We start from the raw sequence: 13863 nt of genomic DNA on the forward strand, positions 1-13863 counted from the left end.
CAGCGCATTCCGGACGGAAAACCGCTGCGCACTTTTCCTGGAATTGCTCTAGCCCACGCGGAACTGGCCCGGCGTGACGCCGGTGCGCGATTTGAAGTGGCGCGTGAAATGCGCCTGATCGGCGAAACCGCATTCCATGGCGACATCGGCCGGCATGCGGCCTTCCCGGAGCAATCGGCGGGCAACGATTATGCGCCGATCGGTCAGAAAGGCATGGGGCGTAATATGATACTCCCTGCGGAAAGCGCGGATCAGGTGAGCGCGGCTCAGCCCCGCGACCTTGGCCAGCTCCTCCAATCCGACATCGCTGTCGAAATTCTCACTGAGGTAATCGCGGGCCTGCGCGACGCTCCTTCGTATCGACGGGAAGGATGATCGTGCTGCCGTAGCGCGCAAAAAGCACCGCCAGCACAGAGAACATGCTTTCATCGGATTCCAGCGCGCCGGCGCCGCTCTCGAGTGTGCGGTGCGCCTTGTGGAATGCGCTGGCAAGCTGCGGATCGCGCAGCAACGAACTGGCGAAAGATGGCGTCGCGTTGAAGGCTTTACCCGTGACGTCTTCCAGAATGTCGACGAAGAGCTTCGTGTCCGGGTAGATCATGCGGTAGCGATAGCCTTCGCCGCCCGGAGCGCCGTCATGCACTATGCCGGGATTGATCAGATAGAGATCGCCCGGTCCGGTTTCCTCCCGCCTGCCGCGCAGTGTGGCGATCTGGCTGCCGCTTTCAATCGCCCCGATGCTGAACGTGTCGTGCGCATGCGGCGCATATTCATGCGTCACGAAGCTTGCGCTCAGGCATTCCATGCGCTGAAAGCGACCGTCTCGCCAGAAGCGGGTCGATTCCACCTTGGCAAGCGGCATGGCGTCAGCCGCCTCTTTCTGCGAAACGTTCTGCATGCCCGCACATTAGCGCGCCGGTTCCCGCGCGTCTTGAACAAAAGTGATCGCATATGGGAAAGGCTGGTATCTGCCTGTCCGCGCTTTCTCTTTGCCGCAATGCACTCTAAAGTGCGCTGAACAACTTCCCTTTCATTGCGGCGATTCATGACAGATTTTCCCCTCCCCTTCGATGACGATGATGCTTTTGCTTCCGCCGGCCTGCGGCTGACGGTGGATCTCGGCGCGCTCGTCGAAAACTGGCGCGACCTGGCTCGTCGCTCGGGAAAAGCCCGCACGTCGGCGGTCGTCAAGGCCGACGCCTATGGGCTCGGGATCGAGGATATCGGTGAAACGCTTTACGCTGTCGGCGCGCGCGACTTCTTCGTCGCCACGGCAGATGAAGGCGCGACCTTGCGGCTCTATGCGCCCGAGGCCCGCATCTTCGTGTTGAGCGGCATCTGGCCGGGCATGGAGCGCCGGTTCTTCGAAAACGACCTCGTGCCCGTCATCGCTTCGGAGGAACAGCTGACCTTCTGGATGGCGGTGCTATCCGACTATGGCGACTATCCTTGCGCCCTGCAGGTGGACACCGGCTTCAACAGGCTCGGCCTGCCGATGGATGATGCGATCGCGCTTGCCGACGACGTTTCCCGCCCGGCAAGCTTCGCGCCTGTCCTCGTGATGAGCCATCTTGCCTGCGGCGACGATCCCTCGAATGCGATGAACAAGCAGCAGCTCGAGGCCTTCCGCAAGGTCAGCAACGCCTTCGAAGGCATCGAGGCGAGCCTTGCCAATTCGGCCGGCATTTTCCTCGGGTCGGATTACCATTTCGACCTCACTCGCCCCGGCATCGCCACTTATGGCGGCGAGGCGGTTCCCGGCATGGCCAACCAGATGCGGCCAGTTGCAACGGCAGAGGCGCGGATCATCCAGACGCGCTCGGTCAAATCAGGTGAAACGGTGGGATATGGCCGCGCACTACAGCTGACCCGCGACAGCCGGCTGGCGATCGTCTCGGCTGGCTATGCCGATGGCTATATGCGCAGCCAGTCGAGCGGCGGCGTGCCGCTGCGCCAGACCGGCATTGCCGGCGGCCATGGCTTCGTTGCCGGCCACAAGGTGCCCGTTGCCGGCCGCATCACCATGGATCTCACCATTTTCGATGTCACCGACCTGCCTGACAATCTTGTCCGTGCCGGCGACTATATCGAGCTCTTCGGAAACAACATCTCCGTCGACGAGGCGGCAAGGTCGGCCGGAACGATCGGCTACGAGATGCTGACGAGCATGGGGCTGCGGCACGAACGCCGGTATATCTCGGAAGAGACCGAGGAATAGCCACAGCTATTCCTCAAAGCGCGTCAGCGCGCGCTGATTGCCAGTCGGACGCCGAGGGCGACGAACAGCGTGCCGAGACCGCGGTCGAGCCACAGACCCAGGCTTCGATTGCGCCGAAGGGCCTCGCTCAAACGGCCGCCGAGCAGGATGAGCGGCGGCTCGATGAAGGCGGCCACCACGATAATCAGACTGCCATGCAGCAGAAGCTGTGCCCAGACCGGGCCGGCGCCTTCGACGACAAATTGCGGCAGGAAGGCCAGAAAGAAGATCGCGACTTTCGGGTTGAGCAGCGAGACCATGATGCCTTGCCGATAGATACGACTGAAAGACAGGGTCTTGCCCGCCTCCCTGATCCATGCCCCCTCGCCCTTCGAGCGCAGCGCCTGGATGCCGAGCCAGATCAGATAGGCCGCGCCGACCCATTTGACCGTCGAGAAGGCTAGCGCCGAAGCGGCGAGGATCGCCGACAAACCCGCCGCCGCCATCAACACATGCAGGCACGCGCCGCTCCAGATCCCGAACAGCGCCGCAAAGGCGGAGCGCATGCCGCTTCTGATCGTATGGCCGAGAATGAAGGCGATGTCCGGCCCCGGCGACAGATTGAGGAGGATTGCAGCGGTCAGAAACCCGATCCAGTGCGCAAGCGAATAGTCAAACATCAGTCATCATCCATAAAAACCCGGCATAAAAGCTGACACGATCGCCATTGATACGGAAATCATTAGTTTTGATAGGCCGGGAAAGACATTATTTGACAGCCGATCGCGATTCGCTGCGAAGAGCGAAGCATTTGAACTTGAGAACAGCATTCGATGGCTAAGGCCCGTACACAATTCATCTGCCAGAACTGCGGCACGGTCCACAATCGCTGGGCCGGCAAGTGCGACAGTTGCGGTGCTTGGAACACCATCGTCGAGGAAGATCCGATGGGCGGGATCGGCGGCGGACCGGCAAAGACACCGCGCAAGGGCAAGCCGGTGACGCTGACGACGCTATCAGGCGAGATCGAGGAAGCGCCACGCATCCATACCGGCATATCCGAGCTCGACCGCGCGACCGGCGGCGGCTTCGTGCGCGGCTCGGCCGTCCTTGTCGGCGGCGATCCGGGCATCGGCAAGTCGACGCTGCTGATGCAGGCTGCAGCTGCCCTTGCCCGTCAGGGGCACAAGATCGTTTATGTCTCCGGCGAAGAGGCCGTGGCGCAGGTTCGCCTGCGCGCCCAGAGGCTGAAGGCGGCTGACACTGAAGTGCTGCTCGCGGCCGAAACCAATGTCGAGGATATTCTGGCGACGCTCGCAGAGGGCAAGCGGCCCGATCTCGTCATCATCGATTCCATCCAGACGCTGTGGAGCGAGCTTGCCGAATCCGCGCCGGGAACGGTCACACAGGTGCGCACCGGCGTCCAGGCGATGATCCGCTTCGCCAAGCAGACCGGTACGGCCATGGTGCTCGTAGGCCACGTCACCAAGGACGGCCAGATCGCCGGACCGCGCGTCGTCGAGCATATGGTCGATGCCGTCCTTTATTTCGAAGGCGACCGCGGCCATCATTACCGTATCCTGCGCACGGTAAAGAACCGCTTCGGTCCGACCGACGAGATCGGCGTCTTCGAAATGTCCGATGCCGGGCTTCGTGACGTGCCGAACCCGTCCGAACTCTTCCTCGGAGAGCGCAACGAAAAATCGCCGGGTGCGGCCGTCTTTGCCGGTATCGAGGGCACCCGCCCGGTGCTGGTGGAAGTCCAGGCTCTGGTCGCGCCGACATCGCTCGGCACGCCGCGCCGCGCCATCGTCGGCTGGGATTCGGCACGCCTGTCGATGATTCTCGCCGTTCTCGAAGCGCATTGCGGCGTGCGCCTCGGCCAGCACGACGTTTACCTCAATATCGCCGGCGGCTATCGCATTTCCGAGCCGGCTGCGGACCTTGCCGTCGCTTCTGCACTGGTTTCCTCCTTGGCCGGTCTTGCTCTGCCCGCCGATTGCGTCTATTTCGGCGAAGTCAGCCTGTCGGGCGCCGTCCGGCCGGTTGCGCACACCGCCCAGCGCCTCAAGGAAGCCGAGAAGCTGGGTTTTTCCGCGGCCGTTCTGCCTGCCGCTTCCGCCGACCTGCCGAAGGTCAACGGTGGACGCTGGACCGAGATCGACAGCCTGCCGGATCTGGTGGCGCGCATTGCCGGATCGAAGGGTGCGCTCAAGCGCGCGGAAGACGAAGACTGAGCCTTACTTCAGCCGTTCTTGGCGAAGAAGAGGCTCATGATTGAGGCCGATGCCGACCATGAGGTCTGGCAAGTCTTGAAGTGGATTATAAATGCCCATTACGATTTTCGACGGTATTGTTATCGGCGTTCTTCTCTTCTCCGCCGTTCTGGCAATGGTTCGCGGTTTTTCGCGCGAAATTCTCTCGATCGTCAGCTGGGGCGGCTCTGCAGTCGCCGCCTACTATCTTTATCCGCTGCTCGTTCCCTATGCCCTGCAATACAAGGCCGACACCAAGATCGCCACGATCGCGTCCGCCGCCGTCATCTTCCTGCTGGCGCTCATTATCATTTCCTTCATCACCATCCGGATTGCCGATTTCATCATCGACAGCCGCATCGGTGCGCTCGACCGCACGCTCGGTTTCCTCTTCGGCGCGGCTCGCGGCCTGCTGCTGATGGTCGTCGTCGTCGCCTTCTGGAACTGGCTGGTGGCACCGGCTGCCCGTCCGGACTGGGTCAACAATGCCAAGTCGAAGCCGTTCCTCGATTCGATGGTTGAAAAGCTGACTGCGGCATTGCCACAAGATATCCAGGCAAGGCTGCCGGCCGAGATCCTCAACAAGATCGCGCCGAACCAGCAGCAACAGCAGCAGCAGGGAAGTGGCGACAACGCGACGCCGAACGATACCGCGCCCTCGGATGACGCACCGGCGCCGCAGACAAACAATTGATGGCGCGTTTACAGGCTTGACCTGCCGCCCGAGAATCGCCATTTGAGCGGCGTGACAATAGAAGATCCGGCCCGATATTTTTTCCGGCCGGATTTTGAGCTATTTTAATGGTCACTCGTGACGCCGCCCCGATCCGCCCACGTTGAGAGCAAAGGCCCGCAGCCATGAACCATTCCGTTTCCTTCGAGGACGATATCGACGGCGACACGCTGCATGAAGAATGCGGCGTCTTCGGCATCCTGGGACATCCGGACGCGGCAACGCTGACGGCGCTCGGTCTCCACGCCCTGCAGCATCGTGGCCAGGAAGCGGCCGGCATCGTCTGCTTCGATGGTCAGCGCTTCCATTCGGAGCGGCGGATGGGTCTGGTCGGCGACCACTACACCGACCCCGCAACGCTTGCCCGCCTGCCCGGCGACCGCTCGATCGGCCATGTACGTTATTCAACCACGGGCGAGACCATTCTTCGCAACGTCCAGCCGCTGTTCGCCGAGCTAGAAGTCGGCGGTATCGCAATTGCCCATAACGGCAACTTCACCAACGGCCTGACCATGCGCCGGCAGCTGATCGCCGATGGCGCCATCTGTCAGTCGACCTCGGATACCGAAGTCGTGCTGCATCTCATTGCCCGCTCCAAGCAGGCCTCCTCCTCCGATCGCTTCATCGATGCCATCAGGCAGATGGAAGGCGGCTATTCGATGCTCGCCATGACGCGCACGAAGCTGATCGCCGCCCGCGATCCCATCGGCATCCGGCCGCTTGTCATGGGTGAGCTCGACGGCAAGCCGATCTTCTGTTCGGAAACCTGTGCGCTTGATATCATCGGCGCGAAATATGTCCGCGACGTCGAAAACGGCGAAGTCATCATCTGCGAGATCCAGCCGGACGGCTCGATTACCATCGACGCCCGCAAGCCCGAGGTTTCCCGGCCCGAGCGTCTCTGCCTGTTCGAATATGTCTATTTCGCCCGTCCCGATTCCGTGGTCGGCGGCCGTAACGTCTATGTCGCCCGCAAGAACATGGGTATCAACCTCGCCCAGGAAGCGCCCGTTGCGGCCGATGTCGTCGTGCCAGTGCCGGATGGCGGTACGCCCGCAGCCATCGGCTATGCTCAGGCAAGTGGCATTCCTTTCGAACTCGGCATCATCCGCAACCATTATGTCGGCCGAACCTTCATCGAGCCGACACAGCAGATCCGCGCTTTCGGCGTGAAGCTTAAGCACTCCGCCAACCGCGCCATCATCGAGGGCAAGCGCGTCGTGCTGGTCGACGATTCCATCGTGCGCGGGACAACCTCGGTGAAGATCGTGCAGATGATTCGCGATGCCGGCGCCAGCGAAGTGCATATCCGTGTCGCCAGCCCGATGATTTTCCATCCGGACTTCTACGGCATCGATACGCCGGACGCCGACAAGCTGCTTGCCAACCAGTACAACAGCCTGAAGGCCATGTGCGATTACATCGGCGCGGATTCGCTGGAATTCCTGTCGATCGACGGGCTCTACCGGGCCGTCGGCGGCGAGCCGCGCAACAATGCACAGCCGCAGTTCACCGACCATTACTTCACCGGCGACTATCCGACGCGCCTGCTCGACAAGGAAAGCACCAGCAACGTGCGCAAGCTTTCTGTTCTCGCCAGCAACGGTTGACCTTATAGACGGTTGACCTCAGAAAGGGTTGTGGGGCGCCCTGCCTCTCTCCCTTCGCAACATATCCGGATCAAGGCAGCATGAGCGTCAATCTCAAGGACAAGATCGCCCTCGTCACCGGCGCATCGCGCGGTATCGGCTATTTCACGGCACTGGAACTGGCCAAGGCCGGCGCGCATGTGATCGCCTGCGCCCGCACGGTCGGCGGACTTGAGGAGCTGGACGACGCCATCAAGGCAGCCGGCGGTTCCGCCACGCTCGTTCCCTTCGACCTCGCCGACATGAACGCCATCGATGCGCTCGGAGCTTCGATCTTCGAACGCTGGGGCAAGCTCGATATTCTCGTCGCCAATGCCGGCGTTCTCGGCGTGATTTCGCCGATCGGCCATGTCGAGGCCAAGGTGTTCGAGAAGGTGATGACCATCAACGTGACAGCCACCTGGCGGCTGATCCGTTCCGTCGAGCCGCTGCTGATGCGCGCCGAGGCCGGACGTGCCGTCATCCTCTCGTCGGCCGCCGCCCATCGATGCCGACCCTTCTGGGGTCCCTATTCCGCATCCAAGGCCGCCGTCGAGGCGCTGGCGCGGACCTGGGCCGGCGAAGCGCAAAATACGCCGCTGCGCGTCACCAGCGTCGATCCGGGCGCGACCCGCACCGCCATGCGCGCCCAGGCCATGCCCGGCGAAGATCCCGAAACGCTGCCGCATCCCCGCGAGGTCGCCCAGGCGATCCTGCCGCTCGTCGGCCCAGACGTCACCGAAACCGGCAAGCTTTTCGTCCTGCGCGAAAACAGGCTCGTCGACTATCGGATGCCTGAATAAAAAACACCCTCTCCCCATACGCGAGAGGCTCTCTCCCCACTTGACCAAATTCTTCCGGCGCGCGATAAAGCCGCCCATGAAAACGGTTATCTGCATTATCTGCCGGAAGATTATTCGCTAGCGTTTCGCTGGCCTGGCCGTTTTCGTCTCCCAAAATCCAAGATGACAAACGTCCGGCCTGCCGGTGACGGTATTTTTTCGGATTTATGCCTTTGGGAGAGTGACATGGCCACCGAGCCGCAACTGAAGTTCTACAACACGCTGACGCGCGAAAAAGTCGATTTCCAGCCGATCGACCGCAACAACGTCCGCATGTATGTCTGCGGCCCGACGGTCTATGATTTCGCTCATATCGGCAATGCCCGTCCGGCCATCGTCTTCGACGTGCTGTTCCGGCTGCTGCGGTATACGTATGGCGACAGCCATGTCACCTATGTCCGCAACATCACCGATCTCGACGACAAGATCAACGCGCGTGCACTGCGTGATCAACCTGGCCTGCCACTGAACGAGGCGATCCGGCTGGTGACGGAAAAGACCGAGCGGCAGTATCGCGAAGACACCGCGGCTCTCGGCTGCCTAGAGCCGACGGTGCAGCCGCGGGCGACCGACAGTATCGCTGAGATGATTGCGATCGTCGAGACGCTGATCGCCAAGGGCCATGCCTACCGCGCGGCCGGCGAAGTGCTGTTCGACACCAAGTCGATGGCCGATTACGGCCAGCTTTCAAAGCGCAATCTCGATGAGCAGCAAGCCGGCGCCCGCGTCGCCGTCGACGAGCACAAGAAGAGCCCCGGCGATTTCGTGCTCTGGAAACTGTCGGACGAGAACGAGCCCGGCTGGGAAAGCCCATGGGGCCGTGGCCGTCCGGGCTGGCATATCGAGTGCTCGGCCATGAGCGGCCGCTATCTCGGCAACGTCTTCGACATTCACGGCGGCGGCCTGGACTTGATCTTCCCGCACCATGAAAACGAAATCGCCCAGTCGCGTTGCGCGCATGGCACGCATGCCATGGCCAATGTCTGGATGCACAACGGCTTCGTGCAGGTCGAAGGCCGCAAGATGTCGAAATCGGAAGGCAACTTCGTCACCATCTACGAATTGCTGGAGACGGACAAGCTTGGCGGCCGGACATGGCCGGGCGAAGTGCTCAGGCTTGCCATGCTGATGACGCATTATCGCGAGCCGATCGACTTTTCCGTCAAGCGGCTGGAAGAGGCAGAGCGGCTGATCGCCAAGTGGCCGGCGGCTGACGTCAGCAATGCTGTGCCGGATCAGACGGTTCTTGCCGCTCTCGGCGACGATCTCAACACCGTTGCCGCCATCCAGGCGCTGCATGCGCTGGCGCAAGCCGCCAATGCCGACGCCAGCCTCCTGCCCGTCTTCGCGGCCAGCGCCAATCTTCTCGGCCTGCTGCCGAAAAGGGCTGAGGTCGATGAGGCCGTCGTCACGGAGATCGATGCCAAAGTGCGCCAGCGCCTGGAGCTGCTGAAAGCCAAGAACTTCGCCGAGGCCGACAAGCTTCGCGAGGAGCTGACGGCAAGAGGTGTTCAGCTCAAGGACGGAAAGGATGCGGCGACGGGTGAACGGACCACGAGCTGGGAGATCAAGCGGTGAGTTTTTATACCCCCCTCTGTCACTTTCGTGACATCTCCCCCACAAGGGGGGAGATTGGGGGTATTTTGCCGCACACTCCAGTCCCGCCGAAGGTCCAGACGAATGCCCGCCGCATGCGCAAGGCCATGACGGACGCCGAGCTGCGTCTCTGGAATGAATTGCGTGCCCACCGCCTCATAGGCCTCGGCTTCCGGCGGCAGCTGCCCATCGCTGGTTACATCGTCGATTTCGCCTGCCCTGCCGAGAAACTCGTTGTCGAAGTCGATGGCTCACAGCACGGCAACGATCGCGATCAGACCTATGATCAAGTTCGCACCCGTCGTCTCGACGCTGACGGCTGGACTGTTTTGCGCTTCTGGAACGATGATGTTCTGAGGGACATTGACAACGTCTGCACGCATATCCTCATCGTTGTCGGAAAGGATAGGGCATGAGCGCTCCAACCTACACCGGCGGCTGTCAGTGCGGCGCGGTTCGCTTCCGGGTGCGGGGCGAACTGAAGGATGCGTCGATCTGTCATTGCCGGATGTGCCAGAAGGCCTTCGGCGCCTATTATGCGCCGCTGGTCTCGACGCGCGGTGCCGAGCTTACATGGACACGCGGCGAGAGGAGACTGTTCCAATCGTCGAACTACGTGAAGCGCGGCTTCTGCGGGGATTGCGGCACACCGCTGACCTATGAGGCGCCGGATGGCATCGCGGTCGCGGCCGGCGCCTTTGACGATCCATCACAACTGCCGCCTGTCGTGCAATATGGGACCGAAGCCAAGATCGACTTTGTCGACCGGTTGCATCTGCTGCCAGGACATTCCACGGAGGAAGATGCTGCGCAAGCACCCTTCGTAGTAAACATCGTGTCCTATCAGCATCCTGATCACGATACGACGGTATGGCCACCGGAGAGCGGCAAATGACGATGATGGCGGGACACAGCGGTGGATGCCAATGCGGCGCGGTTCGCTATCGTACCGCCGGCGCACTCGGCTATCCGCATCTTTGTCATTGCCGCATGTGCCAGAAAGCGTCCGGCAATTACGCGCTACCATTGGGGAGTGCCAAACGCGCCGATTTCGAGCTGACGCGCGGCGTGCCCACGTGGTTTCATTCGTCAGATCTTGTCCGTCGCGGCTTTTGCGGCACCTGCGGAACACCCTTGTTCTATGATGTGCCCGGCACGGATTCCATCAATGTGACGCTTGGTTCGTTGGATGAGCCATCGCTGATCCAACCCGTCGCGCAATCGAACCGGGCGGGAAAGATGCCCTGGTTTCATGCGCTCGATGTGCTGCCGATGGAACCGGATGAGGACAGCTCGGACCGAGCGATATCGATCAAGCTCTCCAATCATCAACATCCCGATTACGATACCCAAAGCTGGCCAGAGGAGAAGAGCCATGAGTGAAGCCACCAGAAGCGGAGGATGCCAGTGCGGCGCGGTGCGGTTTCGCATCCGCGGCGAGCTCGGCCGCCCGTCGATCTGCCATTGCCGCATGTGCCAGAAGCAGTTCGGCAGCTTCTTCTCCGCCCTGGTGACGGCACCGGACGACGGCCTTGAATGGACGCGCGGCGAACCGACCTACTTCCAGTCTTCGGTCAACATCGACCGCGGCTTCTGCAAGAACTGCGGCACGCCGATGACCTACCGTCATCCCGGCGGCCTGGAAATCGCCATCGGTGCCTTCGACGAGCGTGATGATCTTGCGCCACAGATCCAGGTCAACCATGCCGCTCGCCTGCCCTGGGTGGATACCATTTTCGAAAAGCCCGTCCATCAGGATCCGGACTTCTACTCACGGCAGGAGCAGATCATTTCCTTCCAGCATCCCGATCACGATACGGATGTCTGGCCGGCCGAGGGGCTGAAGATATGACCGAAGTCTTGCGGACATTCTATCCGGAGATCGAACCCTATGCTTCCGGCCGTCTCGATGTCGGCGACGGTCATGTGATCTATTGGGAACGCGTGGGGACGCCGGGTGCCAAGCCCGCCGTCTTCCTGCATGGCGGCCCGGGCGGCGGCATCTCGCCGAGCCATCGCCGTGTCTTCGATCCGGCGCTTTATGACGTCACGCTGTTCGACCAGCGCGGCTGCGGGCGATCGACGCCGCATGCCGGCCTGGAAGCCAACACCACCTGGCATCTGGTTGCCGATATCGAACGGCTGCGCGAAATGGCGGGGGTCGAAAAGTGGCTGGTTTTCGGCGGCTCCTGGGGCTCGACGCTGGCGCTTGCCTATTCCGAAACGCATCCGGAGCGGGTTTCCGAGCTGGTCGTGCGCGGCATCTACACGCTGACGAGGGCCGAACTCGACTGGTACTATCAATTCGGCGTCTCCGAGATGTTCCCCGACAAATGGGAGCGTTTCGTGGCACCCATCGCGCCGGAAGAGCGCCATGAGATGATGGCCGCTTACCATCGGCTGCTGACCCATCCCGAAAAGGCTGCCCGTCTGGAGGCTGCCAAGGCATGGTCGATCTGGGAAGGAGAGACGATTACGCTCCTGCCGGAGCCCACCGTCAGCGCCCAGTTCGAGGATGCGGAATATGCGCATGCCTTCGCCCGCATCGAGAACCATTTCTTCGTCAATGCCGGCTGGCTCGAAGAAGGCCAGCTGCTGCGCGATGCTTACAAGTTGAAGGACATTCCCGGTGTCATCGTTCACGGCCGTTACGACATGCCCTGCCCGGCAAGATATGCCTGGGCATTGCACAAGGCTTGGCCGAAGGCGGAATTTCATCTGATCGAGGGCGCGGGCCACGCCTCGTCCGAACCTGGCATTCTGGACCAGCTTATCCGGGCGACGGACAAGTTTGCTGGGAAATTGTAATGCCGAGTAATGCCCCTCACCCTAGCCCTCTCCCCGCACGCGGGGAGAGGGGACGACCTCACAAGCCCCTTCGCCCCGTGTAAACGGGGAGAAGGTGGACTCGAACGGTTTGGCGAAGCGAAACCGAGAGAGGACGGATGAGGGGCACCCCATAATCAAACCGGTTCGCCGGAGGAAACAGTATGACACGCGAAAAAATCTATCTCTTCGACACGACGCTCCGCGACGGGCAGCAGACGCCCGGCATCGATTTCTCGGTCGAGGACAAGATTGCGATTGCGACCATGCTGGATGAATTCGGCCTGGATTATGTCGAAGGCGGTTATCCCGGCGCCAATCCGACCGATACGGCCTTCTTCAACGAGAAACGCACGCAATCGGCCTCCTTCGTCGCCTTCGGCATGACCAAGCGCGCCGGCATTTCCGCCTCCAACGATCCCGGCCTTGCGAGCCTTCTGCAGGCGAAGTCAGATGCGATCTGTTTCGTCGCCAAGAGCTGGGACTATCATGTCAAAGTCGCGCTCGGCTGTACCAACGAGGAAAATCTTGAAAGCATCGCGGAAAGCGTCAAGGCAGCCGTCGCCGTCGGCAAGGAAGCGCTCGTCGATTGCGAGCACTTCTTCGACGGCTACAAGGCCAACCCGACCTATGCGCTTGCCTGCGCCAAGACGGCCTATGATGCCGGCGCGCGCTGGGTGGTGCTCTGCGACACCAATGGCGGCACGCAGCCGCCGGAAGTCCGCGCCATCGTCGAGGCCGTCATCGCCTGCGGCGTTCCGGGGCACTGTCTTGGCATCCATGCCCACAATGACACCGGACAAGCGGTCGCCAATTCGCTTGCCGCGGTCGAGGCTGGCGTACGGCAAATCCAGGGCACGCTGAACGGTATCGGCGAACGCTGCGGCAACGCCAATCTGATCACATTGATCCCAACGCTGGCGCTGAAAAGAGCCTATAGCGAACGTTTCGAGACAACGATCGACGCCGAGCGGCTTGTGGGCTTGACCGGTCTTTCGCACGCCTTCGACGAGCTGCTCAATCGCTCGCCCGACCATCAGGCGCCCTATGTCGGTGCTTCGGCCTTCGCGACCAAGGCCGGCATCCATGCTTCGGCGCTGCTCAAGGACCCGCGCACATACGAGCATGTCCCGCCTGAGAGCGTCGGCAATTTCCGCAAGGTCATGGTCTCCGACCAGGGCGGCAAGTCGAATTTCATCAACGCCCTGAAGCGGCGTGGCATCGAGGTTGGCAAGGATGATCCCAAGCTCGACCAGCTGATCCAGATCGTCAAGGAGCGTGAAGCGACAGGCTATGCTTACGAAGGTGCGGATGCGAGCTTCGAGCTTCTGGCGCGCCGCACGCTCGGCACCACCCCGGAATTCTTCGCGATCGATGGCTTCCGTGTCATGGTCGAGCGCCGCTTCGATTCCCACGGCCGGGTGAAGATCGTCTCGGAAGCGGTGGTCAAGATCATCATCGACGGCGAGACCATCATGTCGGTGGCCGAAGGCGACGGCCCGGTCAACGCGCTCGACCTAGCGCTGCGCAAGAATTTCGGCAAATACCAGCACGAGATCGACGACCTGGAACTGGCCGACTTCAAGGTGCGTATCCTCAATGGCGGCACGGAAGCCATAACTCGTGTCCTCATCGAATCCACCGACAGCGATGGCGTACGCTGGTGGACCGTCGGCGTGTCCGAGAACATCATCGACGCATCGTTCCAGGCGCTGATGGATTCGGTCATCTACAAGCTGATGAAAAACCGCCATATGGCGGGCAAGATCGCGGCGGAGTGATCCGC

13 protein-coding genes and 1 pseudogene are annotated in these 13863 nt (G+C 61.6%); 12 read left to right on the forward strand and 2 right to left on the reverse strand.

Annotated features, from left to right (window positions below; all coding sequences use genetic code 11):
* Positions 1-48: 48 nt before the first annotated feature.
* A pseudogene (locus tag AC13Q5_RS03790) lies at positions 49-862 on the reverse strand (AraC family transcriptional regulator).
* 183 nt (positions 863-1045) lie between these two features.
* Between AC13Q5_RS03790 and alr the strand changes: the two are divergent.
* Positions 1046-2218, forward strand: coding sequence for an alanine racemase (alr, locus tag AC13Q5_RS03795; RefSeq protein WP_488500875.1), 1173 nt, complete (start codon positions 1046-1048; stop codon positions 2216-2218).
* Positions 2219-2241: 23 nt separating this feature from the next.
* Here alr and AC13Q5_RS03800 read toward each other — a convergent pair whose 3' ends face one another.
* Positions 2242-2877 carry a LysE family translocator gene (locus AC13Q5_RS03800; protein ID WP_488500876.1) on the reverse strand — a complete coding sequence of 212 codons (636 nt, stop codon included), beginning with the start codon at positions 2875-2877 and terminating at the stop codon, positions 2242-2244.
* 153 nt (positions 2878-3030) lie between these two features.
* Between AC13Q5_RS03800 and radA the strand changes: the two genes are divergently transcribed.
* From radA to cimA, 11 genes are all read left to right on the forward strand, one after another.
* On the forward strand, positions 3031-4434 hold the full coding sequence (gene radA, locus AC13Q5_RS03805) for a DNA repair protein RadA (RefSeq protein WP_075852152.1): 1404 nt from the start codon (positions 3031-3033) through the stop codon (positions 4432-4434).
* Between the two features lie 91 nt (positions 4435-4525).
* Entirely contained in the window at positions 4526-5146 is a 621-nt protein-coding gene (locus tag AC13Q5_RS03810; protein ID WP_075852151.1) for a CvpA family protein, read from the forward strand.
* 164 nt (positions 5147-5310) lie between these two features.
* Positions 5311-6795: an amidophosphoribosyltransferase gene (purF, locus tag AC13Q5_RS03815; RefSeq protein WP_075852150.1), complete on the forward strand. Its 1485-nt coding sequence runs from the start codon at positions 5311-5313 to the stop codon at positions 6793-6795.
* Between the two features lie 80 nt (positions 6796-6875).
* On the forward strand, positions 6876-7616 hold the full coding sequence (locus AC13Q5_RS03820; protein WP_488500877.1) for an SDR family NAD(P)-dependent oxidoreductase: 741 nt from the start codon (positions 6876-6878) through the stop codon (positions 7614-7616).
* 225 nt (positions 7617-7841) lie between these two features.
* Positions 7842-9233 (forward strand): cysteine--tRNA ligase, encoded by a 1392-nt coding sequence (gene cysS, locus AC13Q5_RS03825; protein WP_488500878.1) that lies wholly within the window; start codon positions 7842-7844, stop codon positions 9231-9233.
* Positions 9234-9298: 65 nt separating this feature from the next.
* Positions 9299-9667 (forward strand): endonuclease domain-containing protein, encoded by a 369-nt coding sequence (locus tag AC13Q5_RS03830; RefSeq protein WP_488500879.1) that lies wholly within the window; start codon positions 9299-9301, stop codon positions 9665-9667.
* A complete protein-coding gene (locus tag AC13Q5_RS03835) occupies positions 9664-10146 on the forward strand; it encodes a GFA family protein (protein WP_457894154.1) in 483 nt (160 codons plus the stop codon). The genes AC13Q5_RS03830 and AC13Q5_RS03835 overlap by 4 nt, the downstream gene beginning before the upstream one ends.
* Positions 10143-10634, forward strand: coding sequence for a GFA family protein (locus AC13Q5_RS03840; RefSeq protein ID WP_488500880.1), 492 nt, complete (start codon positions 10143-10145; stop codon positions 10632-10634). Before AC13Q5_RS03835 ends, AC13Q5_RS03840 begins: the two co-directional genes overlap by 4 nt.
* Positions 10627-11103: a GFA family protein gene (locus AC13Q5_RS03845; protein WP_075852144.1), complete on the forward strand. Its 477-nt coding sequence runs from the start codon at positions 10627-10629 to the stop codon at positions 11101-11103. Before AC13Q5_RS03840 ends, AC13Q5_RS03845 begins: the two co-directional genes overlap by 8 nt.
* On the forward strand, positions 11100-12059 hold the full coding sequence (pip, locus tag AC13Q5_RS03850) for a prolyl aminopeptidase (RefSeq protein ID WP_457878036.1): 960 nt from the start codon (positions 11100-11102) through the stop codon (positions 12057-12059). Before AC13Q5_RS03845 ends, pip begins: the two co-directional genes overlap by 4 nt.
* 182 nt (positions 12060-12241) lie before the next feature.
* Positions 12242-13858: a citramalate synthase gene (gene cimA, locus AC13Q5_RS03855; protein WP_457878037.1), complete on the forward strand. Its 1617-nt coding sequence runs from the start codon at positions 12242-12244 to the stop codon at positions 13856-13858.
* Positions 13859-13863 lie beyond the last annotated feature (5 nt).

The organism is Martinezella sp. CNPSo 3964, from assembly GCF_057784375.1.